The 25,211-nt window shown below is 65.6% G+C and carries 18 protein-coding genes; 4 read left to right on the top strand and 14 right to left on the bottom strand.

Annotated elements, in window-relative coordinates:
• Positions 1 to 282 precede the first annotated feature (282 nt).
• The 3 genes from eccCa (PS467_RS29825) (at position 283) to PS467_RS29815 (ending at position 6,177) form a co-directional block, all read left to right on the top strand.
• Positions 283 to 4,518 (top strand): type VII secretion protein EccCa, encoded by a 4,236-nt coding sequence (gene eccCa / locus PS467_RS29825; RefSeq protein ID WP_311037811.1) that lies wholly within the window; start codon positions 283 to 285, stop codon positions 4,516 to 4,518.
• A gap of 348 nt (positions 4,519 to 4,866) precedes the next feature.
• Positions 4,867 to 5,430 carry a hypothetical protein gene (locus tag PS467_RS29820; RefSeq protein ID WP_311037810.1) on the top strand — a complete coding sequence of 188 codons (564 nt, stop codon included), beginning with the start codon at positions 4,867 to 4,869 and terminating at the stop codon, positions 5,428 to 5,430.
• A 153-nt stretch (positions 5,431 to 5,583) separates the two neighbouring features.
• Positions 5,584 to 6,177, top strand: a complete 594-nt coding sequence (locus PS467_RS29815) for a hypothetical protein (protein ID WP_311037809.1) — start codon at positions 5,584 to 5,586, stop codon at positions 6,175 to 6,177.
• Between the two features lie 116 nt (positions 6,178 to 6,293).
• Here the strand turns inward: PS467_RS29815 and PS467_RS29810 are convergent, their stop codons facing one another.
• The 8 genes from PS467_RS29810 to eccD form a co-directional block, all read right to left on the bottom strand.
• Positions 6,294 to 6,896: a hypothetical protein gene (locus PS467_RS29810; RefSeq protein ID WP_311037808.1), complete on the bottom strand. Its 603-nt coding sequence runs from the start codon at positions 6,894 to 6,896 to the stop codon at positions 6,294 to 6,296.
• A gap of 68 nt (positions 6,897 to 6,964) precedes the next feature.
• The gene (locus PS467_RS29805) at positions 6,965 to 9,151 is read right to left on the bottom strand and encodes a hypothetical protein (RefSeq protein WP_311037807.1); all 2,187 of its coding nucleotides are present in this window, start codon (positions 9,149 to 9,151) and stop codon (positions 6,965 to 6,967) included.
• A gap of 9 nt (positions 9,152 to 9,160) precedes the next feature.
• The gene (locus tag PS467_RS29800; protein WP_311037806.1) at positions 9,161 to 9,619 is read right to left on the bottom strand and encodes a hypothetical protein; all 459 of its coding nucleotides are present in this window, start codon (positions 9,617 to 9,619) and stop codon (positions 9,161 to 9,163) included.
• Positions 9,620 to 9,738: 119 nt separating this feature from the next.
• On the bottom strand, positions 9,739 to 10,833 hold the full coding sequence (locus PS467_RS29795; RefSeq protein ID WP_311037805.1) for a S8 family serine peptidase: 1,095 nt from the start codon (positions 10,831 to 10,833) through the stop codon (positions 9,739 to 9,741).
• A gap of 1,726 nt (positions 10,834 to 12,559) precedes the next feature.
• Positions 12,560 to 13,030 carry a DUF2563 family protein gene (locus tag PS467_RS29790; RefSeq protein ID WP_311037804.1) on the bottom strand — a complete coding sequence of 157 codons (471 nt, stop codon included), beginning with the start codon at positions 13,028 to 13,030 and terminating at the stop codon, positions 12,560 to 12,562.
• 257 nt (positions 13,031 to 13,287) lie between these two features.
• Positions 13,288 to 13,962, bottom strand: coding sequence for a hypothetical protein (locus PS467_RS29785; protein ID WP_311037803.1), 675 nt, complete (start codon positions 13,960 to 13,962; stop codon positions 13,288 to 13,290).
• 3 nt (positions 13,963 to 13,965) lie between these two features.
• Positions 13,966 to 14,163 carry a hypothetical protein gene (locus PS467_RS29780; RefSeq protein WP_311037802.1) on the bottom strand — a complete coding sequence of 66 codons (198 nt, stop codon included), beginning with the start codon at positions 14,161 to 14,163 and terminating at the stop codon, positions 13,966 to 13,968.
• Positions 14,160 to 15,647: a type VII secretion integral membrane protein EccD gene (gene eccD, locus PS467_RS29775; protein ID WP_268974748.1), complete on the bottom strand. Its 1,488-nt coding sequence runs from the start codon at positions 15,645 to 15,647 to the stop codon at positions 14,160 to 14,162. Before eccD ends, PS467_RS29780 begins: the two co-directional genes overlap by 4 nt.
• A 216-nt stretch (positions 15,648 to 15,863) precedes the next feature.
• Between eccD and eccCa (PS467_RS29770) the strand changes: the two genes are divergently transcribed.
• The gene (gene eccCa, locus PS467_RS29770; RefSeq protein WP_311037801.1) at positions 15,864 to 19,829 is read left to right on the top strand and encodes a type VII secretion protein EccCa; all 3,966 of its coding nucleotides are present in this window, start codon (positions 15,864 to 15,866) and stop codon (positions 19,827 to 19,829) included.
• Positions 19,830 to 19,936: 107 nt separating this feature from the next.
• On the opposite strand, the gene PS467_RS29765 is transcribed toward eccCa (PS467_RS29770), so the two are convergent.
• From PS467_RS29765 to PS467_RS29740, 6 genes are all read right to left on the bottom strand, one after another.
• Positions 19,937 to 20,302 carry a hypothetical protein gene (locus tag PS467_RS29765; RefSeq protein WP_311037800.1) on the bottom strand — a complete coding sequence of 122 codons (366 nt, stop codon included), beginning with the start codon at positions 20,300 to 20,302 and terminating at the stop codon, positions 19,937 to 19,939.
• Positions 20,303 to 20,333: 31 nt separating this feature from the next.
• A complete protein-coding gene (locus PS467_RS29760) occupies positions 20,334 to 21,071 on the bottom strand; it encodes a hypothetical protein (RefSeq protein ID WP_311037799.1) in 738 nt (245 codons plus the stop codon).
• Between the two features lie 33 nt (positions 21,072 to 21,104).
• Positions 21,105 to 21,404 carry a hypothetical protein gene (locus PS467_RS29755; protein ID WP_268974744.1) on the bottom strand — a complete coding sequence of 100 codons (300 nt, stop codon included), beginning with the start codon at positions 21,402 to 21,404 and terminating at the stop codon, positions 21,105 to 21,107.
• A 21-nt stretch (positions 21,405 to 21,425) separates the two neighbouring features.
• A complete protein-coding gene (locus PS467_RS29750; protein WP_311037798.1) occupies positions 21,426 to 22,181 on the bottom strand; it encodes a YbaB/EbfC family nucleoid-associated protein in 756 nt (251 codons plus the stop codon).
• Between the two features lie 185 nt (positions 22,182 to 22,366).
• On the bottom strand, positions 22,367 to 23,611 hold the full coding sequence (gene mycP / locus PS467_RS29745) for a type VII secretion-associated serine protease mycosin (protein ID WP_311037797.1): 1,245 nt from the start codon (positions 23,609 to 23,611) through the stop codon (positions 22,367 to 22,369).
• Positions 23,612 to 23,663: 52 nt separating this feature from the next.
• Positions 23,664 to 25,205, bottom strand: a complete 1,542-nt coding sequence (locus tag PS467_RS29740) for a hypothetical protein (protein ID WP_311037796.1) — start codon at positions 25,203 to 25,205, stop codon at positions 23,664 to 23,666.
• Positions 25,206 to 25,211: the final 6 nt, after the last annotated feature.

Genomic DNA, 25,211 nt, shown 5'->3' with positions numbered 1-25,211 from the left:
CGAAGACCTTCCGGGAGCAGGAAATCTTTGTATCACCGGACGCTCCGTCCCCGGCCCCCGGATCCGTGGCCGCACGACGCAGGGACCCACCCGGGAACCCACCCTTGGCGCGGTGACGATTTCCTGTTCATGCTCACGACACGCCGGGGCGGCACCGCATGGTGACAGCACGTGTCGGTAGGCTCACCGAGTTCGGGGGATCGCGTCGCCGGAGTACCGAGCGACGCCTTGGGACATCTCGCTCCCAGCACGGGAGACCACAGAAGGGGGACTGACCGCCCGGTGAGCCAGATTGTCGTCAAGCGTCCGCCCCGGGCGCTGCCGCCGACCGTGCCCACGGACGAAGTCGAACTGAGCGCGCCCCCCGAGCTGCCGCGCGACGAACGGCAAGGTCTGCTGACCCAGTTGGTGCCCCTGCTCGGCATGGGCGGGTCGATGGTCTACTTCTTCAACTCGGGCGCGGGTCCGTTCATGCGCGTCATGGGCTGGATGATGCTGGCCTCGACCCTCGCGACCGTCGTCGCCCAGATCGTGCGTTTCCGGCGCGGCACGGAGGGCCGGGCGGCGGGCCTGCGCCGCGACTACCTGAAGTACCTCGCGCAGATGCGCAGCGGTGTCCACCGTACGGCCCGCGCGCAGCTCGAGGTGCTGCACTATCTGCATCCCGCGCCCGACCAGCTCTGGGCGGTGGCCGCCGAGGGCAGCCGGGTGTGGGAACGCCGGGTCGGCGACGAGGACTTCGGCCAGGTCCGCGTCGGGGTCGGTCCCCAGCAGCTGTCGACGCCTCTGGTGGCCCCCACCACGGCGTTGATCGAGGAGCTGGAGCCGCTGACGGCGGGTGCGATGCAGAGGTTCCTGGTGCTGCACGGCGCGGTGGACGGGCTGCCGGTCGCGGTGTCGTTGCGCCGCTTCTACCACTTCACGGTGTCCGGCGACGCGGCCACGGCCCAGGGCACGGCACGCGCGCTGGTGTGCCAGCTGGCCACCCTCCACTCGCCGGAGGACCTGGCCGTGGCGGTCCTGGTGGACGGCCGGGAGGCGGTCGAGCGCTGGGAATGGACGAAGTGGCTGCCGCACTCCCAAGTCCCCGGAACGCTGGACGGGGCGGGCACCCGGCGGCTGTTCTGCCGGGACGCGGGCGAGCTGGAGGAGCTGTTGGCGGTGAACGGCGCCGTCAGGGCGGGCGGAACGGACGGGCCGGGCGGCTTCGGCGGCTCGGGTGGCTTGGGTGGCCCCGGTGGCTTGGGTGGCCCCGGCCGCTCGGACGGCTTGGGTGGCGCCGGCCGCTCGCTCGCCGAGCGCCCCCGGTTCGACCCCGACGGACCGCCGGTCCTGGACGCCCCCCACCTTCTCGTCGTGCTGGACGGCGGCACCGTCCCGCCGGACTCCCTGCTGGCCGGCGCGGACGGCATCCAGGGCGTCACGGTCGCCGAGGTGGTGCCGGGCGAACTGGACGAGCTGCGCGGCAGCCTGTCGATCGACGTACGCCCCGGAAGGCTGTTCCTGGAGTCCGCCGCCGGACTGGTCTACGAGGGCGAGCCGGACGTGCTCTCCGTGGCGGCGGCCGAGGCCCTGGCCCGCCAGCTCGCGCCACTGCGCGTCGGCGCCGGGGACAACGACGAGCCGCTCCTGGCCGAGCTGGACTTCACCGATCTGCTGGACCTCGGCGACGCGGCCTCCGTGGACGTGGCCCGTACCTGGCGGCCCCGCATGGCGAGCGAGCGGTTACGCGTCCCCATCGGGGTCGGCGAAGACGGCGAACCGGTGATGCTGGACCTGAAGGAGGCGGCACAGGGCGGGATGGGCCCGCACGGTCTGTGCGTGGGTGCGACCGGGTCGGGAAAGTCCGAGCTGCTGCGCACGCTGGTCCTGGCCCTCGCCGTCACCCACTCCTCCGCGCAGCTCAACTTCGTCCTCGCGGACTTCAAGGGCGGTGCCACCTTCACCGGTATGGCCGGCCTGCCCCATGTCTCGGCGGTCATCACCAACCTCGCGGACGACCTCACGCTCGTGGACCGCATGGAGGACTCGATCCGGGGCGAGCTGCAACGCCGCCAGGAGCTGCTGCGCGCGGCGGGCAACTACGCCAACGTCCACGACTACGAACGGGCGCGGACCGCGGGTGCGCCGCTGGAGCCACTCCCCTCCCTCGTCCTGATCATCGATGAGTTCAGCGAACTGCTGAGCGCCAAGCCCGACTTCATCGAGATGTTCCTCCAGATCGGCCGCATCGGCCGGTCGCTCGGCGTCCATCTGCTGCTGGCCACCCAGCGGCTGGAGGAGGGGCGGCTCCGCGGTCTGGACACCTATCTGTCGTACCGACTCGGCCTGCGCACCTTCTCCGCCACGGAGTCGCGCGCCGTGCTGGTCGTGCCGGACGCCCACCATTTGCCGTCACTCCCCGGCTCCGGCTATCTGAAGTTCGGTACGGACGAGATGGTGCGCTTCAAGGCGGCATACGTCTCGGGTCCGTACCGCACCGCCGAGCCGGTGACGGACGACGGATCGGGCGGCTCACTGCGGCTGGACCGCCGACCGGCACTGTTCACGGCCGCTCCGGTGCCCCTCTCCTACTCCGTGCCCGCCCCCTCCGCCGCTCCGGGTCTCACGGACGACGCGCGGTCGGACACCGTGCTGGACGTCATCGTCCGGCGGCTGGAGGATCAGGGTCCGGCCGCGCACGAGGTGTGGCCCCCGCCCTTGGACACCTCCCCCGCCCTCGACGAACTGCTGCCCCCGCTGGCCGTCTCGCCGGCGCGTGGTCTGCATCCGCCGGACTACGCCGGTTCGGGCGGGCTGGTGGTCCCGGTCGGGCTGGTCGACAAGCCCTTCGAGCAGCGCCGCGAGATCCTCTACCGCGACTTCTCGGACGCCGCGGGCCATCTGCTGGTGGTGGGCGGCCCACAGTCCGGTAAATCCAGCCTGCTGCGCACGCTCATCGCGTCCTTCGCCCTGACCCACACCCCGCACGAGGTGCAGTTCTACTGCCTGGACTTCGGCGGCGGGGGCCTGAGCGCGATCGCGGACCTGCCCCATGTCGGCGGAGTGGCCACACGTCTCGACCCGGACCGGGTACGCCGTACGATCGCCGAGGTCACCGGCGTGCTGACCCACCGCGAAGAGCTCTTCCGCACGCACGGCATCGACTCCATCGCCACCTACCGCAAGCGGCGGGCGGCGGGCGAGCTCCCCGACGAGGTCCGGGGAGATGTCTTCTTGGTCATCGACGGCTGGGGCACCTTCAAGCAGGAGTACGAGCTGTTCGAGGGCATCGTCATGGACCTCGCGACGCGAGGGCTGGGCCATGGCGTCCACCTGGTGCTGTCGGCCACCCGGTACATGGAGGTACGGGCGGCGCTGAAAGACCAGTTCATGAACCGTCTCGAACTCCGTCTCGGCGACCCCCTGGACTCCGACTTCGACCGTAAGGTCGCAGCCAACGTCCCCGTCGGCGTACCGGGCCGCGGCCAGATCCCCGAACGGCTCCACTTCCTGGCCGCGCAGCCGCGGGTCGACGGCGCCCTACGGGCGGAGGCGGACGGGCCAACGACCGACGCGCCACCGTCGACAGAGCCGGCCACGGCCGCCACGGCCGCCACGGCCGCCTCCCCCACGCCGGTACCGATGCCGACCGGACCGGGATCAACCGGCCCGGAGCCGACCTGGCCGGCACCGACCGGCTCCGCCCGCGCGACAGCCGCCCTGGTCCGCGCCGTGAACACCCACTGGACCGGCGCGCGCGCCCCCGAGGTCCGCGTGCTCCCGCGCGAACTCCCCGCCGATCAGCTCCCCAAGAGCTTCGAACACCCGCACCTCGGCCTGCCGATCGGCATCGACGAAGACCGCATGGAGCCGGTCTTCATCGACTTCGACACCGACCCCTTCTTCGTGGTCTTCGGCGAAAGCGAATCCGGCAAGACCTCCCTGCTGCGCCTGCTGGCCCGGCAGATCGCCGAGCGCTACACCCCCGACGAGGCGCGCATCATCGTCGGTGACTACCGCCGCACCCTCCTGGAGGCCGTACCGGAGTCCCACCTCCTGGAATACGCTCCAGCCGCCCCGGCACTCGACATGCACATGGACGCCCTGAGCGCCCTGATGGCACACCGAGCCCCCGGCCCGGACGTCACCCCCCAGCAACTCCGCACCCGCAGCTGGTGGAGCGGCCCTCTGTTCTTCATCCTCATCGACGACTACGAACTGGTCGCGACGAGCGGCGGCAACCCCCTCGACTTCCTGACGAACGCCCTGCCCTACGCCCGCGACGTAGGCGTCCGCCTCATCATCGCCCGCAACACGGCCGGCGCCTCCCGCTCCTCGTACGAGCCCTTCATGCAACGCATCAAGGAACTCGGCGCCCAAGGCATCATCCTTTCGGGCGACCCCGCCGAAGGCGACCTCCTCGGCACCACCCGCCCCCGCCGCCTCCCCCCGGGCCGCGGCACCCTGATCACCCGCAGAGGCGGCCCCTCACTGATCCAACTGGGCTGGCTGGGCGACGAACTGGACAGACCATGAACGCGATGGCAAGCGGTGAGACACCAGAACTGATGGCAACCTTGCCGTCCGATGACATCGTGGCCACGTAGACGGCCTTGACGTCAACGAGAGGCACGTCTGGTCCGCGGCCGTCCCCTGAGCAGGCAAGTGCCTCTCAGCGGAGAGCTTGCCGGATTGAGCGCGACGGCGATATTTGGGTGGGATGCGATGCTTCCCTTTGGGACTGCCCAACGAGGACTACGACGCTCGCATCACGGCACAGACGCCGCTTATCACAAGACCATCGGAAAAAATTCTTAAACTTTGACAAGCCAAGCAAATACCCAACAGAGAACTGTACGCAAGCCACGAAGGATTAAAACAAAGTTGAAACTGAAAATATCACGGCGAGGCCTTATCTCAGCACTCCTCGCCACCTGCGTGATCGGACTGACCAATGCGGGCTGCTCGGGAGTCAGTAAGTCCGACACCGGCAAGATCGGGTACAAGCCCGCCGCCCTCGATGTTGATGAGGCCCGGAAAAAGGCCAGGGATGTTTCCGGTCAGCTGGTGAAAATTATTGGAGTCCACGGAAAGTTAACAGAACCCGGCCCAAGCATCTCTACATGCGAAGACGCACCCGCATCCGCAGAGCTGTACGCGACTCGTCACCCATGGTCGGTTTACGACATCACCGAGGAGGAACTACTCCAAGGTATGAATAATCTACGCAATCGACTTCCTGACCACGACTGGCACATCGTGAAGGATGGGAAATCACACAGCAAGGCACAGTCATCCGAGATACTCGCGGAGAACAAAACAGAAAAGTTTGCGGCTCACTTCACAGCTCTGAGAAAGACCGCCAGCGGCGACACCATGATCAGCGTCACGGTGGTCTCCGCTTGTTACCGCGCGCCCGCAGGTACCGACCTCGACAGAGAATACTGACATGAGATGGAGAGGGAGCTGCCTCCCTCGCACCAGTACCTGGTTCACGGTGCGACTGTCCTGGATGGCGATCCCGCTGGGCTGGTTGTCCGAGTGACCAAGGATTCGTAAAGATCAGGCCGACAGAAATTCCTATCGACAAGCAAGACGGCGATGGATCGATTTCTGGAGCGGGCCAGCGAGCTGACAGGCGCGAAGTTGGCCTCGGCCACATGGTGCCAGCTGGCAGCACCCATCCCAACCCCGCCGCAAGATGTACATAAAGCATCTGGTGGAGGACGCCTGAGGCAGCGCCGCAAACCGTTGCCTTACTTTCTTACAGGCTGCGCGACCATCTTGTTCTTTCCTCTACTGCTGATCACGCTCCTAGACGGCGTTACGTCGCAGCAGATCAAACAGCGGAAACACAAGAAAAATGCCATCCGTGCACGCAAGGCTGAATTCCCACGACTGGGCTTGGATCGCGCCTTCGACGGCAACTGGAACGCCACAGCTGGTCAGCTTCTCCTCGCCTGGTACAGCCAGGCGCCTGATCCTGAGCGCCTGATTGCGGCAATGGACGAGAAGGTCGCGCTGCTGGCCGCTCCTTCTCGTTGGTGGTATCGAGGACGCCCCAAGCACCTGCGCGTTGTAGCTGAATTCCCGACTGTTCTGGCCCGTTGCAGGATCCCGGATTTTGCGGATGATGACGTCCGTCGTTTCTGGCTCCATTTTCTCCGACGGATCATGGATCAGTCTGAAGGCTGAGCGCGGGGAACAAACTGGACGCTTCTTCAGTGCTTGCCGCGCGAGTTTCTTACAGTAAGCGTCACCGGATTCCGAAGCCAGCAGTGAGCGTGTAAGGCTTTATTGCCGATCCAGAGTCAGAGCGGGACAGGTTGGTTGGACGGGGCAGGAAGATAGGGACTGTCTTCGCACTTCACGGCTCTTTGTGCATACCGCGCCATCTGCAAAGTGACTTCAGCGACGGATTGCCGAAGGGAATTCCCGTCGATACGCATATCACCTTGAAGGCTGGCCACAACAACTAGAGCATACGCTTCTACGGGATTATCTTCCTCCAGCGAGGGATTGCATTTAAGATACAAACTTGACCTACGCGGCCAAGAAATCACCACACCGCTTCCAATATGAAATTGGATCGACCTTCCCTTTTCAGCTTCCCCTTGGGTATGCTCCCATTCACGCCACCCTTCTATCCCCGTATCGCGAATCCTGGCCTCCACGATAAGGCCGGATTTCTCATGCGTGAACGCGGAGCATGTAAACCGAAAGAACGAGTCCGGAGAAGATTGCCCATTCCTCAAGTCGACACTTTCAGTGTCCTTAAGGATCTTCTGGACGAGAGAACGAGAGACACTCCCCTTACAAACCTCCCTGGGCAATGTTTGCAGCCCGTCCTTCTGAAAAAGAAAGGTGTAGACGATGACACCGATTGAAATAGTGACAACCAGCAGGAACGACACCACGAATATTACTGCGCGCCGCGAAAGGCTGCCAAATCTAAGCATGCAGAATCCTCGCACCAAAGCCATTACGGACGGTTCTGGTAGTCATCCAGAGCGGTATCCGACCAGCTCCAGCCCTCCTTTACGCCTTCCCCGATAATCAAATCCATCGTTCCCCTCTTTATTGGCGCATCATGCGCGGCAATAGCAGCCTGTCCGGCCCACTGAGTAGCGCTGATGGTTGAATTTTTGGTGTTATCCAGATCGTGACTCACGCGGTAAACCGCCTGATCCATTCCATCCACTTCCCGCCCAGAATAGATATTATCGATCACTTGTCCCACTGCGCTGGAGCCAAAGGCGCTTCCAATGGAGCCAAGTGTGGCACCAACGGCTGAAGTTGGCGGATAGGCTGCTGCCGCTGTCGAGATTCCGGCTGATGCCATGGTTTTGAACCAATCGGACTGTGTCTTGAACGCCTCATTGGTCGCCTCGTCAGCAGCAAGTTGATCCGCCTTTGCTGCATCCGCACGAGAATGGCCTAGAATTCCCTGGATATGGCCGGTATTCTCGGCTATGAGCTTCACCGCTTCCTCGGGCTTTCCTTCAAACTCTTCGGGATGCGCCAGCCGGTACTCGATCGCATTACTCGCATAGGCATTTTGTGCGTACGTGACTGCGGCGTAAGCCTCTGGGTCCCTAGCCAACGCGTATAGGAACCGATGAACGTCAGATTCGAGAAAAGTAACGTCCGTCTTGTCGCCGGTGGGAAAGATTTGTTCAGTGGAAAATACTCCGGGACCTGCCACCGATCGATTAATTTCCGGCATGTAGGCGGCGGCCATATGGCCGAAGCTATCACCGATCTCTGTGTTGACCAGAGAAGCATCTTTGGAAATCGCGTCGATGATATTCTTCATGATCCGCGTCTGAGCGCCCGTGTGCTCGGGCGCAGTAGCCGGTGGTACTTGATCATACCGGTATCCATACACGGCGGTTTCGAGTGCATGCCCGAGTACGTCCGAACGTTGTCCGCCCTCGACAGAACTCTTCAATAGGTGATTTAGGTCACTTTTGTCTTTAAATAGGCCCTCCGCACCCTCGGGGCATCTTGAATTGGCATCGAGAAGTCCCACTATTGGATCTTGTCCAGTAAACTTACTGTGCCGCAAGTCGTTAGACAGGTCGATATACCACTGATTGTTACTTGCCGATGGCCACCTCCCATGTAGCTGCTTATCCATCTGGAGCATATCTGCGTTTAATTCTTTAAGAAAACCCTTGCCGAAGGTTCCGCTTTTGAGTAGTGGGCCCAGGGATTGATATCCGTACGGAATGGCTTGCCAATAGCCTTCACTCCGCATATCGATGCGTTGATGTCCAGCCTTTTTTAGTCCCTCCACCCACTCGGAATCGAGGTAGCCATCTTTTCCTACGTGCAGAGTTGCAGCAGCCAGAGTGGTGCCGAGATGCTTCTGAAGATCGGCTGCCGTTTTCACTTCACCCGAGTCGCCGTAAAGACTTACACCGGTAGCCAGCTTCGCATTGAAACGCAATGCCTCCTCCGGGCCAAGCTGGCCATAGAACCTAGTCGCAAAAATCTTATCGTTAGCGTGCTGGTCAAATAGCTTGTCCAGCTTGCTCAAGTCCTCTTTAGACAGGCCAGACTTACGGACAAGCCGCAAGGCAGCATTTGCGTCGGCAAGAGCTAGCTTGGTATCCGCGGCGCGAAGTGAGTCATAGTGAACGTCCGCGAAATTATACGGGTTTTTGTCGACCAGTGTATGGAGAGCTCGGGCGACTTCTTTATCTACTTCGGTGGCGTCTTTCAGGACCTTATCGATGCGAGCCTGATAGCGCTCAATCTCTTCAACAGTGGGCACTGGGTCCTTGTTGTCCTTGGATCGACTGTCAGAACGAATGTGACCGACAGTCCCATAAGGGTCGATGGTCATGTTCGCAGGTGCGTCATCGATCAAAGACTGAAGTCGCTTTTGAGCCTCCTTGAAGGAAGTGCAAGCATCACGCAGAATATTGCGAATACTGACCGCTTCAGTATGTGCGTCGCTGAATTCCTTAGCCGTCTTTTTGATGAACGGCTTCGTAACCGTGGCGTTTTCCCCCTTCCATTTTGCCTGCTCAGCCAAGCTTGCCATGCGGTGCGCACCTCCCGTGGCTAGTCGTTCCAGCTTCGTGACTACGGTGGTCCAGTCATCGACCGCGTCGTCCAACTTACTGAAAGAGGCGTTCAGGAGGTCTTCAAACGACAGCACAGACACTCCTCAGCTGAAGTACTTGTCGATCAGGGAGACACTCATAGACTTGCCATCGGCATTGCGCATGTTGGTTGCAATCTCCTCGTCATTTTCTCTGCTTGACGCGGCGGAATAATCGAGGTGATTCGAGATATGTGCACATGCCTGCATCAGCGTCTTGAGCTGAGTTCCCCACGTGTCCACGACTTTAGTAAGCGCCGAGCCTGTCGTGAAATTGTCTCTGGTAAGTTGTGTGGCCGCATCAGAGCTGCTTACGCGAGCTTGATCGCCATCGGCCTTGACTCGGTTATACAATTTATAGGCTTCATGGCCAATTGCCCCCAGATCATCAGCGTGTACGCTAAGGTCGGCTTTCCCTGCTGCACTGGATGTGCCTCCACCACCGACGTGATCGAGCTGCATGCGGACCTTCTGCCGCGCTGCTGCCTGAGAGCGAAGCGCGTCCCATTCTTCACCGAACGTCATTTCTCCCCCTAAATCCACATAGGCATCTACATTGTCCTCTGTGTGACACCGCCAAAAACAGCGGGCGACCACCAGGCTCTACCTCACCCGAGGGAATGCCGTCGAAAACTGTTCTTCTACTAGGTCCCCCTCCGTTGGCGCGCCAAGGCGAACACCCCGCCGCCTAGGGCCAGGACTGCGGCGATGCCAACTCCGACATAGAGGAGGGTGCTGCCCTCACCGTCATCGTCGCCTGATGTGGAGGTGCCCGCAGCCTTGTCCTGCGTGTCCGATGCTTCCGACGGGGCATCGGTCTGCGAAGGGGAAGACGGCGATGTGGAAGAGTTCTGCCCCGGGTGGTAGTCCGGGAACAGCGGATTGACGTCCGCCGGCCCCGGGTCTCCCTTACCGTCCAGCAGGACTTGGCCGGGGCGGATGATGCCGTAGCCGATGTACCTGCTAGGAACCTTGCCCTCGGGCTTACTCGCCGTTTGCATCATCACGCGCAAAACCTGGTTCGCAGTCCAATGCGGGTGCGCGGACCAAATGAGGGCTGCCGACCCCGAGGCAATAGCAGTCGCTTGGCTAGTTCCCTTCCCCTGGCACCAGCCACCATCCGTCGAGCAGCGCTCAGGTATTTCTGCACCAGGTGCGGCTAGAGCCACTTGCGCACCATTGGTGGAAAATTTGGTGACCGTACCAGTTTTATCCACAGCGGATACCGCCACTACGCCCCTAAGACGCGCAGGGTAAGCTGCTTCACCTCCGATGTCGCCATCATTTCCCATACCCGCAAGGATAAGTACTCCTTTTGCGTTTGCTTCATCAACAGCTGCCTGCATTTTCTCGGCAGACCCGTCCAGAAGTCCGACGGCACCTACTGACATGTTGATGATACGGGCGTCTTTTTTTATCGCATACCTGATCGCTTTGACCCACTTATCCGTTGGGTCATCAATCTCTGTGTGGTCAAAGCCGCCATCCTTCAATGGAAGGATCTTAGCTCCGGGAGCCACTCCCTGGATACCGCCCGATCGCCCCGAACCCGCGATGAGCGCAGCCATTTGCGTACCATGGCTGTTACTGCGGACACTTGAGTCCTGCGTCTTAGTGAAATCCTTGCCCTTCAGAACCTGGCCACGCAATTCAGGAATGGAGTCGTCGACCTTGTTGTCTATAACGGCAACAGTCACGCCCTTCCCGGTGCTTGCCTGCCACATTTCCTCGGCCTTCATGGCATCCAAATACCACTGGCCCGAACGTGCATCTGCGGCCGTTGCCGGGGATGTAAGGCATCCCAGACTGGTGACTACGACCGCAAGCAACACCCGTCCTCGACCCAAACCCCGATGAATGTTGCCGGACGAGACTGACATGTCTACGAAATCTCCCGATGCCTCAATTACTATGCGAGTTACTCAACGACGGGAGGCACAGCGTCTCGTCGGCCAAGGGGCCAGGAGCCGTCACCCCCACTCGCGTTCTCACGTCCATGCTCTGTTCGGCGACGATTGGCGTTACTGCCCCTGGCTTCCGTGCGAATGGGACTCACGTTGTCCTCAGAGCGCACCAAACCCGTTCCGCCACGAGTGAATTCCGCACGCCTTCGTGGAGATGTACGGGTGTCAGCAACAGATCCTCCGGTCTCCGATGCCAGTCTTCGTTCGGTGGTTGTATCGCCCGATGCACCAGCGGTGCCCACCGACGTGCTTGGGCGTGCGATTCCTGGTGCAGGTGCTCGTCCAGTGGCACCGCGCTCCTCGCCGATCGCTGCTCTACGTGGATTGGCGCTGCTATTCGAGGTGGGCATGCGTGGCCCGCTGACCTGCCCACCCGGCTCTGAGGCCAACCGGCGTCCCGCGGGCATTCCTTCAGCGGCTGGCCCCCCAGTGCCCGGCACGCGATTGGTGCCCCCGGTCATGGGCCCACGTGACATCGGCGCGTGCTCTTCTCCTACCACCATGCCCCGTGGAAGGCGCGTCCTGGAAGAGTCGCCCCCTGGACGGGGCTGGCCGCCAATGAGGTCACCTCCCGGCGAACTGCGTGGAACGACCGGACGGATGGGCGTTCCTTCCGTGCCCACGTGGGAACGGCCGATGAGCGGGGGACGAACGGTGCCGCTCCCGCCTCCACGCATTGATGGTCTAGAAGGCACTGGCGCGGGCGCGCGGGACATACCGGGGGTGATCGGCCCTAGGTCAGAGGCTGACTGCTTGGGAGGGTCAGCAACCGGCGTCACCAGTTCTGCCGGTGCATGCGTCCCTGGCTTCGGAACGGCTGTGGTGGAGTCGATCGTTGTACCCAGTGACTGACGATCAGCTGGTACTGGATCCGGCTGCTGTCCAGCATTCGCCGAGCTATCATCCGTCGAGTTTGCAGCGGTCAGGCGCGCACGAGCTCCCATGCTGGGGACGGAATCGCCTTCGGTTGTTCCCGAAGCCTCCGACGGATAGTAGCTGTCAATCCTGTCCAACCCCGGCAGCAGTTTGAACTGCGGCTCCCGCTCCGCCGCCATCGTCTCCTGTGCCGCCCGGTAGGCCGAGGAGAGGCGCTCCATCTGGTGCTTGGCCTCTTCGGTGTCGCGTCGGGCGGCTTCTTGGGCGGCCGGGTCCTCGTGGGCTGCCTTGGGGTCCCTGGACTCGGGCATGGCGGACTTGGTCTCGGAGAGGGCCTGGCCGGCCTGGGCCACGTGTTGGCCGACGGTGGAGGTGAACTGGCCGAAGCGCATGACCTCCAGGGCGAAGTCGTGGGCCCATTCACGGAAGGCGGAGCCGCCCTCGCCGGTCCATTCCACGCGGGACACGTGGCGGCGCAGGTCGGAGCCGATGTCGAGGATCTTCGGGCCGGCATCGCCCAGGGCGGTGCCGACTGCGGTCAGTTTGTCGGGGTCGGCGTTGGCCAGCATGGCCCGTAGCGCCTCCACCGACAGGCCCTCGAACTCCCCGTTCCCCATGTCTCCCCCTACCTGAAGTCCGAGTCGGCGGTGCCGGACTTGCCCGTGCCGGTCTGCGGTGTGTCCTTCTTCTGGTGCGCGCCGGGCCGGCCGTCCGCGTTCGGGCCGTAGTACTCGGCCGTGCGCTGCTGGATGGCGCGGAGGCGGGCTGCTTGCTCGGCGTCGATGCTCTCGTAGCCGCGGTCGGAGATCTGGACGGCGATGCCGAGGGCCTCGAGCTGGTCGCCCAGTGTCTTGGAGAACTGCTCCAGGCGGGCGTGCAGCTTCTCGTAGGCGCCGGCGAGGTCGCCGGCGGCGGTGAAACCCGCGCCGAAGGCGGCGTGCGCGACCGTCTGGTCGCTGATCTTGCCCTTGGCGGCCGGTGATTCCTCGAGGTCGATCAGGATCTTGTCGACCCGGCTCTTGAAGCTCGCCAGTGTCTCGGCCTCCACCTTGAGGTCGGAGTCGCCGCGTGCCCTGCTCGCGCCGGCGTCGCTCACCGGGACCCGCGCCTCTCACTCATCGAGATTCCCCCCTGCGGTGTTCATGATGACGGTCGGCACCACCTTAGTGGCAGAGGGTGCACGGCCCAACTACATTGCGGTACGGCCGGGTTGGCGATTCCCGGGCATAGTGCGGATAGGTTGGATAGTTCGAGTAGTTCGGGCATCGGGCTTATCGGGAGAAGGGTTGAGAGAGCTTTCGGCGGGCTGTGGTCGCTCCGTCCAGAGGATGGTGTGTCCGCTGTCCATCGGCGTCAGCTGAGCAACGCCAGCAGAGCAGCGGCCACCCGCGGATCCCACCAGTCCGCCGCCACATGCAGCCACGGACTGAAGCGGCTGTCGTGCTCGACGCTCTCGTTCTTGCGGCCGACTCTTCGCCAGTCCAGGACGGCCTTGCCCGTGCCGCCCGCCCGCCACCTGATCCGGCGCGGGAAGGGCAGTGCGATGTCCTCCTCAAGGGTGAAGCTGAGCGCGATCGCGAGGGGGATGTGCACCGGGGCGAGCAGCCACCACAGCCACCACCACACCATCCGCCCCTTGAGTCCCACGGCCTCCGGCGCCCCCGTCTGTCGCACGGTCCACCGTGGCCTCAACCGGCCGCCGCGCAGGGCCGGTTCGTAGGTGATGGTCGCCAGGTGTTCACCGGCCGCGCCGGTCACGTGGTACGTGACCGGCGAGCCCTTGTCCGCGGCCTGCGGCACGAGGTGGGCGTAGACGCGCTCTCGGTACGGGTCGGCCCAGAGGGTGATGGGCGCAAGGGGGTCGCCGCCCGCGCCGGGCTGGGAACGGCGCTCGGGGTGTGCCAGCGTCTCGATGGGCCATCTGCGCCCCTCGGGCAACGCACGTATCTGGGCGGAGACGCTCTCGTCCTTCGGCCTGTTCCCCCACCCCGGCATGTCCGGCGTGCGCAGCCATAAGAAACGGCTCATGCGTCACCGGGCCCGGAACGGCACGTGCGAAACCTCGCCGACCTCTCCGGCCTCTTCGACCTCTCCGGCCTCTTCGACCTCGCCGACCTCTCCCACCTCGCTGACCCCGCCGGCCTCTCCCACCTCGCCGACCCCGCCGGCCTCTCCGACCTCTCCGACCCCGCCGACCTCGCAACGGCACTGCGCGCCGGACAACGTCACTTGCTCACCAAGCCGCGCGCCGTCGCATACACATCCAGGACGGCGAGCACCAGCGGTGTGATCGACAGCAGCATCGCTCCCTCGACCAGGTCTCCGAAGCGGCCCCAGAAGGGCGTCACGCTCTTCTTCGGGACGATCAAGGCGATCGCGATGAGGATCAGGGCGCCGAAGGCGACGGAGGCGGTCAGCCAGACGGTACGGATGTTCAGCGGGCCGCTGTCGCCGCTGAGCAGGTCGATCACGGCGCTCGTCGGCGGGTTGAGGGCGAGTCCCAGGATGAGGAGGGCGAGGGAGACGATGCCGGACGCCAGGACGCAGGCGACCTGCCAGGTGTACCGGAAGAGACGGGCGCGCAGCAGCATCGCCAGACCGGCGGCCAGGGCGAGCAGTTGGGCCCATGCGCCGTCGGAGAAGCCGAGGACCGCCGACGAACCGACGACGACCGCCGCGCACCCGCCGACCAGGCCGAGGAGGAGCTCGTGACCGCGCTTGACCTGGGCCGCGATCCGCTCGCCGTCGACCGGCCGGGCGGCGGCGGACGAGGGGGTGTCCGGGTCGAGGCCGCCGGAGGCGCCGTAGTCGTTGCGCGAGGTGTCGCGGGGGGCGACGTATCCGATGGGCAGCCGGGCGGCGCGCGCGGAGAGGCCGGGGAGGAACGCGATGGCGGCGATGGCGACCGCTACGCAGACGGCCGCGGTGCCCGCCGCGCTGGTGTCGGTCAGGATCTGGCAGAAGGTGGCCACCGTGCCGAACGCCGAGAGGACGACGGCGGCGACGAACGGGGCGTCGCCGGAGGGCATGGCGGCGACCAGAGCGACCGACACGATCAGGACGGCGACACTGCCGAGCAGGAACTGAAGCCGCCCGATGCCCTCGCCCGGGTCCAGCGCCAGGGCGCCGGAGCCGCCGATCATCACGTGCGGGAGTGCCGCGAGGCCGAGGGCGACGGCGGAGCCCCGGTCGTCGTAGACCCGGGCCCGTACGCCGGCGAAGACCGCGAGCAGCAGGCCGACGCCGCCGGCGATGATGCCGGGCAGGCCGTGCATGTCGTGCTTGACCGGATCGGCGAACCACAGCACGAAGCCCATGAAGACCAGGAGCAGGGCCCCGCCGAAGAGGCCGCAGGCGCGCAGGTAGCGGGCGTTCCACAGGGCGTGGTCGCCGGCCACCGTCGAGGCGATGGCGTCGGAGACGTCGTCGCGTACGACGGGTGGGAGCGATTGCGCGAAGGGACGCATGGACAGCACGTCGCCGTCCAGCACGCGCTGCGCCGCGAGGGAGCGGGAACCGTCCAGGACGGTGCCGTCGCGGCGGACGAAGTGGTAGCCGACCGGGGTTCCCGTGGGCTGGGTCTGGCCGGTCAGCCGGAGCATCTCCGGATACAGATCCGCAAGGGCTATGTCGTCGGGGAGGGCGACGTCGATGCGGCTGTCGGGTGCGACGACCGTCACTCGGCAGAAACCGGTCGATGTGGTCGAACTCACCTGCGTGGCCCTCTCATTAGCGTCTCGCCGCGTCTTCCGTCCGGACGCGTCATGTCTGACAGTGTGCGGGAGGTCACCCTACCGGGCGCCGATTATCGTCCCGACACGTAGGATCGGTTCGTTGCCGGGCAGGCGCCGCAATGACACGCCGCGAGCGTGCGCGCGGTCCTCAGCAGGTCCTCAATTGTTCAGCCGTATCGGGGGATAGACAGGCCGATGAGCCAGATCATCGTGAAACGTCCGCCTCGGGAGACTCCGCCCGAGATGCCCGCGGATGAACTCCGACTCGAATCCCCTCCTGAGTTGCCCCGCGGCACTCAGGAAGGCATGGCGATGCAATTGCTTCCCATGCTCGGCATGGGGTCGTCGGTGGTCTTCTTCTTCATGCCGAATTCGGCGCCGTTCATGAAGATCATGGGCGTGATGATGTTGCTGTCGACCGTATCGATGGCCATCGCACAGGCGATCCGGTATCGCAAAGGCGCGCAGGGCGAAGCGGTGGAGGGCCGCCGCGACTATCTCAAATACCTCGCCAAGACCCGGCGGAGGGTGCAGCGTACGGCGCGCGCGCAGCGCGACGCGCAGTTCTTCCTCCACCCCTCCCCCGAGCAGCTGTGGTCGCTGGTGGCGGAGGGCAGCCGGCTGTGGGAGCGGCGGATCACCGATGACGACTTCGTCCAGGTGCGGATCGGGCTCGGCCCCCAGGAGCTGTGGACCCCGCTGGTGGCACCGGAGACCGCCCCGGTGGAGGAGTTGGAGCCGCTGTCGGCGGGCGCCATGCAGCAGTTCCTGGCGGTCCACCGGTCGCTGGACGGTATGCCAATGGCCGTCAGCCTGCGCGCCTTCTACCACCTGACGGTCTCCGGCGAGCCGGAGACCGCCCTGGGGACGAGCCGGGCCCTGGTGGCGAGCCTTGCCGCGCTGCACTCGCCCGAGGACCTGGTGATCGCAGTGGTGGCCGCGGCGGGCGCCACGGAGGAGTGGGACTGGGTCAAGTGGCTGCCGCACACCCAGGTGCCCGGATCGGTGGACGGAGCCGGGACCAAGCGGCTGTTCAGCGACAATCTGGCCGAGGTCGAGGATCTGCTGAAGAACCAGCTGGAGGGCCGTTCGCGGTTCAACCGGGACGGGCAGCCGCTGTTGGACGCGCCGCATGTGGTGGTGATCCTGGACGGCGGTCTGGTGCCGCCCGACTCGCTGCTGGCCGCCCAGGAGGGCCTCCAGGGCGTGACGGTGCTGGAGGTCATCCGTGGCGGCCTGGACGAGCTGCGCGGCGGTCTGTCGCTGATCGTACGGCCGGGTCTGCTGCGGGTGGAGTCGGCGTCGGCCGTGTACGAGGGCGTACCGGACGCCCTTTCGCTGGCCGGTGCCGAGGCGCTGGCGCGGCAGCTCGCCCCGTTGCGGATCTCCGCGGGCGGCGGGGACGACGAGCCGCTGCTGACCAACCTGGAGTTCACCGATCTGCTCAATCTGGGCGACGCGGCGTCCATCGACCCCGCGGTCACCTGGCGGCCGCGCTCGACGGCGGAACGGCTGCGCGTGCCGATCGGGGTCGGCGAGAGCGGCGCCCCGGTCATGCTCGACCTGAAGGAGGCGGCCCAGGAGGGCATGGGCCCGCACGGCCTGTGTGTGGGCGCGACCGGCTCCGGAAAGTCGGAGCTGCTGCGGACGCTGGTGCTGGGCCTGGCCGTCACGCACTCCTCCGAGACGCTCAACTTCGTCCTGGCGGACTTCAAGGGCGGCGCGACTTTCTCGGGTATGGCGGAACTGCCGCATGTCGCGGCGGTCATCACCAACCTCGCGGACGATCTGACGCTGGTCGACCGCATGCGCGACTCGATCACCGGTGAACTGCAGCGCCGTCAGGAGCTGCTGCGCTCCGCGGGCAACTACGCCAATATCCACGACTACGAGAAGGCGCGTGCGGCGGGCACCCCGCTGGAGCCGCTGGCCTCCCTGGTCCTCGTCATCGACGAGTTCAGCGAGCTGCTGACGGCGAAGCCCGACTTCATCGAGATGTTCATCCAGATCGGCCGCATCGGCCGGTCGCTCGGGGTGCATCTGCTGCTGGCCTCCCAGCGTCTCGAAGAGGGCCGGCTGCGGGGTCTGGACACCTATCTGTCGTACCGCATCGGTCTGCGGACGTTCTCCGCCGCCGAGTCCCGTACGGCGCTCGGCGTTCCGGACGCCTATCACCTGCCGTCGGTGCCCGGTTCGGGGTATCTGAAGTTCGGTACGGAGGAGATGGTCCGCTTCAAGGCGGCCTATGTGTCCGGCCCCTACCGCTCGTCCACGTCGACCGTGGTGGGCAGCGGCCCCATCCCGACCGACCGCCGCCCGGTGCTGTTCACCGCCTCCCCGGTGCCGGTCCGCTTCGCCGAGCCCGACCCGGCCTTCACCTACACGGCGGACAGCGACCGGGGGGACGACGCGCTCGCGGACACGGTGCTGGACGTCATCGTGCACGGGCTGGAGGGCCGCGGTCCGGCGGCGCACCAGGTGTGGCTGCCGCCGCTCACCGAGGCGTCGTCCCTGGACCAGCTGATGCCGCAGCTCGCGGTCTCGCCCGAGCGCGGTCTGCACGCCTCCGGCTATGCCCGCAGCGGTGGTCTGTGCGTCCCGATCGGCATGGTGGACAAGCCGTTCGAACAGCGGCGGGAGATCTTCTACCGGGACTTCTCCGGCGCGCAGGGCCATATGCTGATCGTCGGCGGTCCGCGCTCCGGGAAGTCGACCGTCGTGCGCACCCTGGCCGGATCCTTCGCGCTCACCCATACCCCGCACGAGGTGCAGTTCTACGGTCTGGACTTCGGCGGTGGCGGCATGATCGCGATCGAGGGGCTGCCGCATGTCGGCGGCGTCGCCTCACGTCTGGACCCGGAGAAGATCCGCCGTACGATCGCCGAGGTGACCGGCGTGCTGAACCGGCGCGAGGAGTTCTTCCGGGACAACAACATCGACTCCATCGGTACCTACCGGCAGCTCCGCGCCTCCGGGCAGCTGCCGGGTGAGTCTTGGGGCGACATCTTCCTGGTGATCGACGGCTGGCAGTCCTTCAAGACGGACTACGAGGCGCTCGAGCCGATCGTCGCCGACATCGCGACGCGCGGCCTGGGCCTCGGGGTGCACCTCATCGTCACGGTCACCCGCTACATGGAGATGCGAGCGGCGCTCAAGGACCAGTTCCTCTCCCGGCTGGAGCTGCGGCTCGGCGACCCGATGGACTCCGAGCTCGACCGTAAGGTCGCCGCGAACGTGCCCGTGGGTACCCCCGGGCGCGGTCTCACTCCGGAGAAGCTGCACTTCCTGGGCGGTCTGCCGCGTATCGACGGCACGTCGGGCAACCCCGAGGACCTGGCCGAGGCGACCGCCGCGTTCGTCAGGGCCTCGGTGGACAACTGGCCCGGTCCGCACGCGCCGCAGGTGAGGATGTTGCCGCGATCGCTGTCGGTGCGCGAGATCCCGTCCGGTCATGAGCAGCCGGAGCGGGGTATCGCGATCGGTATCGACGAGATGAACCTCGAACCGGTCTTCATCGACTTCGAAACCGACCCCTTCTTCGCCATCTATGGCGAGTCGGAGTCCGGGAAGACGGCTCTGCTGCGGCTGCTCATCAAGCAGATCACCGAGCGCTACACCCCGGAGCAGGGGTTGTTCGTGGTCGGCGACTACCGGCGCAGTCTGCTGGAGGTCGTGCCCCAGCCCCATCTGGTCGGCTACGGCACGACGCAGAACGCCTTCGAGAAGTACATCACCGATATGAACACCCTCATCAGCCAGCGCATCCCGGGGACGGACGTCACCCCGCAGCAGTTGCGCAACCGGAGCTGGTGGTCGGGCCCGCGGGCCTTCATCGTGGTGGACGACTACGACCTGGTCGCCACCTCGTCCGGCAACCCGATGGCCGAGCTGGTGGACAACCTGCCCTACGCGCGGGACGCCGGTGTCAACATCATCGTGGCGCGGACGACGGCCGGCGCGGGACGCTCCTCGTACGAGCCGTTCATGCAGCGGTTCAAGGAGCTGGGCGCACAGGGCGTCGTGCTGTCGGGCTCGCCGGGCGAAGGCGAGCTGCTGGGCCAGGTCAAGGCGCGGCCGCTGCCGCCGGGGCGGGGCTTCTTCGTCTCCCGGCGCGGCGGGGCGTCGCTGATCCAGACGGCGTGGGTGCCGACGGTGGACTGAGCCGGGAGGCAGGCTTACGGCCGGCCTGGAGCAGAGGAGGGCTCGTACGGGCCGGGCTGTCCCGGCCCGTACGAGCCCTGCCGCTCAGCGAGCGCTGCTCGAGCCGCTCAGAGCTCCCTGACCAGCCGAGCGGCCACCTTGAGCGGGACTGAAGGGTACTGGCGCCTGACCTCGAGGAGAGCTCGCCCCACACCCCTCGTCTCCCGGATCCGCAGCACGGCCGCACAGTCCACGGAGCCGCGAAACTCCTCGAACGACGCGAAGTTCTCGGCGTACCAGGTCCGCTCCTGCCGCTCCTTATGCCGCCTCGCCAGCAACTGGGCAGCCGCCGGGCAGAGGACCACAAGCGCGAAGAGGAGACAGATCACCGGGGTCGGAGGGAGACCGATGGCCCAGTCGGTGAGCAATGGCAGCACCAGCCACGCAAATGACGCCACCCCGACGGCCCAGAGGGCGACGCGCGGTCCGTACACAGGCTCTCCTCAGATCGTCATGTCAGGCACGTCAGGCCGTGCCCACCGGCCAATGGCCGTTCGGAAACGAGCTGTTGTCGTTGGCGTTGCTCTTCAGGTCGGCCATGGCCTTGGCCTGGTCGCCCAGCACGCCCAGCAGAGTAGTCACCGCGCCGGCGATGACGAGCCAGCCGGCCACCCCCTCACCCATGGCGACGATCGCGGCCGGGATGGCGCCGACGACGGTCGTACTCGCGGCAAGCGCGCCGGCCATGGCGGGGATGAACTGGATCAGGAAAGCAGCGATCGCTCCGTAGAAGGCCACTCCGGCAATGGCGGCGGTGAGCAGAATATCCGCGATCGAATTCGCGTTGCTCGCGACCTGACCGGCCGCGGCGGACTGCGGGAAGACGGCGTTGGTATACGCGTCAGCTCCCTCGCCCTTCCACTGCTTGGGAGCCTGGAGGTTGAATTTCTGGGTGCTGGACGAGGCGGTGGTCGCGTCGCCGTGGATGCCCTTGCCCTTCCAGCTGTTGGCGTCGATGAACAACATGACCGGGGCGACGACGCCCTCAAGGAAGTGGCCGATCTTGGTGAGGATCCCATTCACCCACTCGATGAGCTTGTTCGCCGCGGCGACCACCGCTTTCGCCACGGCCGCGGGAACGTACCAGTGGTCCACCGCCCCGTTGATGTTCTTGCCGAAAGTGGTGAGGTCCTTGACGAGCTTGTCCAGCTTGTCCTCGATCTTCTCTATGAGCGTTTCGAACTGCGTCTGACTGAATGCCATCGCCTTCCCCGTCTCCCCGTACGCCGCCGGCTACTAGTAGGCGTCTTCCACGGACTTCGTGGTTTCCACTTCGTGATCGTCGTACGCCTTCGCGTTCTTGACCAGCGCGTCGGCGATTTCCGTCATCCGCTTCTCTCCCTCGGAACACCGCCCCGAAAGATGGTCGATGGCATCCATGTAGGCACCGAAGAACATCTGGTACATGCCCACCTGGAGCCGATCGCGTTTCAACCCGCTGATGTTGGTCCCGACCGTGCCGATCGCCCTGCCCTGCTCGTCCCACATTTTGGCGTCAGCGCGTATCGCGTCCGTGATGACCTTGAGCTTGCTCATGGGCCCTCTCTCCTTTCCGTATCAGTCCAAGAAGCGCTGAGGGTCCTTGATCATGGCCAGGAACTCGTTCATCAGACCGTCCGCATGCAGGTTCGCGACGCCGGCCGCGCCGGGGCTCTCAGCGCTGCCGAGCTTGCCGCGGGCGTCGTTCAGAGCCTCGTTGAGCGCCTGGTTCAGCCGGACGGTCGACTGCCCGGCGGCCCACTGAGGGTCCACTTCGCAGGAGACCAGGGCATGCGCGGTGACGGTGATGGTGACCCGGCGCGCGGCGGAATCTCCCGTGACCTCCGGCGGCAGAAACGCGTTGGCGTCCAGCTGGTCGACGGCGTCGAGTGCCGTGAGGGCGTCCTCGATCGATTCGTCCAGGGGCCTGCGGAGGACGTAGCGCACGTCGTGGTCGGAGATCTCGGGGAACGGACGGGCGGGTGCCGTCGACGCGGACGAGGCGAGGCCGTCGTCGAGTTGCTCGGCCCGCGCTTCCCAGCCGGACTGCTCCAGCGAACGTGACCAGCGCTCCAGACGGTCGCTCATGGCGGACTCGAACGCCTCGACGACGGCGCTGCCGAGGTCCCCGACGGCCCGTCGGCGCTGCCAGTCCGACGCGATCTTGATCGACTCCGGAAGTCCGTCGGCGCCCAGGGTCACGGAGACGGCACCCTGCGGGTCCGTTCCTTCGGAACTCTGGGGCACTCGGTCGTGCATGTCCGACATCAGCCGCTGTAGATTCTCCGCATACTGCTGGAACTGTTGCAGTTCACGGAAGATGTCCTCGCTCACGCTTCCCCCTTACTGACCAGTTCGCGAAACCGTCATACCTTTGCGAACAAATGGCCAGAGCGCAGATGTGCTGCATAACCTTTGCTTCGCACGCTAGCACGAGGTAACGGCTGTCACCGATCGGGCAACGGCTCCTGTAGCGAATTCGGAACGTGCTTGGGGAATACGTCGGTTCGAACGGGTCATCACCTGGGCGAGCCCGCCCGGCGGCGGACCACGAACAGCGCGAGGCAGACCACGACGAGGACGCCGACCGCCCCCAGGACCCACGGAAGGACGCCGCTGCCACTGCCGCCGTCACCGCTGCTGTCGGCCGCGGTGTCGCTCGCCGAGGAGCCGCCCTTGGCCGGTGACGGGGACTGGCCCTGCGACGAGGAGGGGGACGGGGAGCCGTCCGCCTGCGCCGGCACCAGGGGGTTGGTGTCGGCCGAGCCCGGCTCTCCCTTGTTCTCGAGGACGTTGTAGCGGGGGCGGATCGTGCCGTAGCCGATGTAACGGCTGGGAATCTCACCCTCGGTGGGCTTTCCCGCGGTGTCCATCATGACGCGCAGCACCTGATTGCCGTTCCAGGACGGGTGCTTGGCCCAGATGAGAGCGGCCGCGCCGGAGGCGATGGCCGTAGCCTGGCTGGTGCCCCAGCTGCGGCAGTAGCCGGCCTTGCCGATACAGCGGATCGGGATGTCCTGACCCGGTGCGGCAAGAGCGACGAACGATCCGTGGTTCGAGAACTTGGTCACCGTCGACGAGGAGTCGACTGCGCTTACTCCGGCCACACCCTTGCTGGCTGCCGGATAGGTGACGTCGTTTGACGTCTCCCCGTCGTTGCCCGAACCGGCGAGGAGCAATTTGCCGCGGCTGACCGCGTAGTCCACCGCTTTCTGCAGCTTGCCCTGTTCGCTCTTGTTGAGCTGATAGTACGGGTAGGCCAGCGACATGTTGATGATCTGGGCATCGCTGTCCGCGGCGTAGCGAATGGCATTGATGAGACCCGGGACGCTATTGGTTCCTGACTCTTTCGTCGAACCGAATACCGTGAGCGGCAGAATGCGCGCATCCGGAGCGAGACCCTTGATGCCCTGGCCGTTGTCTCCGTTTCCGGCGATGAGCATGGAAATGGCCGTACCGTGCCCGTCCGGGTCCGTACGGGCGTCCTTGCTCGGTTCCACGAAGTTCTTGCCCTTGAGCACCTTCCCCTTCAGCTCCGGAGCGGACGCGTCGACCCCGCCGTCAAGAACCGCGACGGTGATGCCCTTGCCGGTGCTGACCTTCCACATGCTTTCCGCCTGCATGCGGTCCAGATACCACTGGCGCTCCCGCATGCTCTCCGCCGTGGCGGCGGGGGCGATCAGCCCCATGATGGCGAGCAAGGACGCGAGCAGCGAGATGACCACTGCCGTCCGGCTCCGGAACTGGTTGAGCGTTGTTTCCATATCGCCTGTTCGTCCTGTGCTCGCCATCGTCCGCGGCTTCTGCGGAGGGGCTTTACCCGATCACGGGAGGCACGGTGCCGCGCCGGCCCTCGTTCCGGGTCTCTTCGTCCTCGGTCGGATGGTCGGGCACCTCCCGGCCTTCCTCGCGCTGACTCTTCCGTCGCTCGGTGCGTCCCGGCGCGGCGGGGCCCCGTCCTTCGGCCGCCCCCCGGACGAGCCCGCTCCCACCGGGGGTGAACTCCCCGCCGGTCCGCAGCTCGCTGGTGCGACGCACCGTACCTTCGGTCCGGCCCGGGGCCGCAGACCGCCGGTTCGGGCCGGCGCCGATGACGCCTCCCGGCCGACCGGCCGCGGACACCCCAGGCCCCTGACCGGAACCCACGCGGCCCACAGGCCCGGTCGCTTCCCTGCCGATGACCGTCCCCCGAGTCCCTCGGGGGTTCCCGCTCGTGCCCGCCTGGGGGTTGGGCATACCGCCGACGATGCTCCTGTCGGTGCGCGCGGTGTTGTTGGGCCGGGCGTTGACCGGCTGGACCTGTCCGTTCGACAGCCTGGGATTGGCGATGGGGTCCCGCGTGCCGCCGGTCCCCACGGTGGGATTGACCTTCCCCACGGAGGGGTTGACCTTGTTCACCGTGGGGTTGACCTTGCCCACAGAAGGGTTGACCTTGCCCACACCGGGTGTGGTTCTGGTCGTCGGCGGCAGCGATACGGGCAGGCCCACGGGCCCGGGTCCGTCACCGACCGGCGTCACCGGGGGTGCACCGCCGGTGGGAAGCTGCGGCGTGGTGGTGGGCGGCAAGTGCTGCACACTGTCGATATTGGTGTGCGTGGAATCCGGGACGGTGACGTGCCCCGGACTCTCCGGGATCGACGGAGTGCTGACATGTCCCGGCGAGACATGCCCTGGCGAGCCCGGAGTCACCGTGGACGGGCTGGTCACATGCGGCGACGCCCCGCCGGAGACGCCCGTCGTGTGGAAGGTGCCCCCGGAACCACCGGACGTACTGTAGCTCTCCTGTCCGCCGCCCACCGCGGTGTCAGGGAGCATCTGACTCGGCAGCGGTTTGAAGACCGGCTCGTCCTCCTGGGCAGCCGCGATGGTCTCCTGCGACGACCTGTAGTACGAGGCCAGCTTGTACATCTGCGGAAGCGCCTCGTCGCGGACCTTTTTCAGGCCCTCCAGGCGCTTCTCTTCCTTCTCCTGGTCCGCGTAGCACACCTGCGAGCCCGCCGGCCGATCCGGCATCGACTTCTTGACCTCGCTGAGCGCCTGGCCCGCGGTCTCCATGGCGGTGCCGACGGAGCCGGCGAAGCTCGCCAGCTTCAGTGCCTGGTTGGCGAAGTCGTCGCCCCAGTTCCGGAACGCGTCGCCGCCCTCACCCTTCCAGGTGACCCTGCCGACGCGCTTCTTGAGCTCGTCGCCGATTTTCTCGATCTCGCCCTGCGCCTTCGTCAGCGCGTTGCCTCGCCGGATGATCTCTTGCTCATCCGTACCTTCGATCATGGCGAGCATGTCTTCGAACGACGCATGCTCAAAACTGGTGATGTTGTAGCACATCCTGAGCGGCGGCAGCTTACTGGATTCGCCCATGTCTAC

It is taken from the genome of Streptomyces luomodiensis, from assembly GCF_031679605.1.
In the GTDB taxonomy this organism is placed as follows: Bacteria; Actinomycetota; Actinomycetes; order Streptomycetales; family Streptomycetaceae; genus Streptomyces; species Streptomyces luomodiensis.
Note: the sequence above shows the minus strand (reverse complement) of the source record. Positions and strands in the feature narration are given on the sequence as shown.